At 75.4% G+C, this 789-nt stretch carries 1 protein-coding gene and 1 pseudogene; both read right to left on the bottom strand.

Annotation, left to right across the window (positions count from 1 at the left end):
• Positions 1 to 195 (bottom strand): annotated as a pseudogene (locus CCN56_RS40685) (aspartate aminotransferase family protein); the annotation flags it as partial.
• 165 nt (positions 196 to 360) lie between these two features.
• Positions 361 to 789: multicopper oxidase domain-containing protein (locus tag CCN56_RS40680; RefSeq protein WP_218779511.1), on the bottom strand; the 429-nt coding region annotated here is incomplete at its 5' end.

Below are 789 nucleotides of genomic sequence, written 5' to 3'. Positions count from 1 at the left end.
CTCGTCGGGGCCGGTGCCGGTCTCCGGGAGTACGGCTCCGAGGGCCGCGATCCTCCGGGCCACGGCCCCCGGGCCCCCCGCCGGAAGGGGACCGCCCCTGGCCTGCGCTCCCTCACGGAGGGCGTCGAGGGTGATGCCGAGCAGACGGCTCAGGGCGGTGGGGTCGGCGGCGAGGGGTGGGGGTGCGGCACGCATGGACGACAGGGTGCCGGGACCTGGTGGGGCGTGTCCGGGGAGTGCGGTTGCATGACCCGAACGAGCGACGCGACGGCGCTGGGGCGCCTGGTGCGGGCCGCACCGCGCTGGGCGGCGCCCCGCCAGGCGCGGGCCCCGTCGGGCGCGGGCCCGCGTGTGGTGGGCTCAGGTGACCTGGAGGTTCGCCATCATGCCCATGTCCTCGTGTTCCGCGTTGTGGCAGTGGAAGAGGTAGCGCCCCCGGTACCCCTCCCAGCGCGTGATGATCTCCGCCGACTCCCCCGGCCGCAGGGACACCGTGTCCTTCAGGCCCCCGTCGTGCGGCAGGGGTTCGTCGCCGCCCCGCGAGAGGATCCGGAAGCCCGTCAGGTGGAGGTGGACCGGGTGGTGGACGTCGGCGACCAGGCGCCAGACCTCCACGTCGCCCAGACGGACCGTGACGTCCGGACGAGCCGGGTCGAAGGGCTGCCCGCCGATCAGCCAGCCGTGGCCGTCGTCCTCGCCCATGCGTCCCGCGCGGAAGGAGAAGTCGCGTACCCGGACGGCGTCCGAGCGCCGCCACCTCGGGAGGTCGGTCGACAGGACGGACGGGAC

The organism is Streptomyces sp. NRRL B-24572, assembly GCF_002156145.1.
Lineage (GTDB): Bacteria > Actinomycetota > Actinomycetes > Streptomycetales > Streptomycetaceae > Streptomyces > Streptomyces vietnamensis.
The sequence above is the reverse complement of the archived record's forward strand: the minus strand, read 5'-3'. Positions and strand labels throughout refer to the sequence as shown.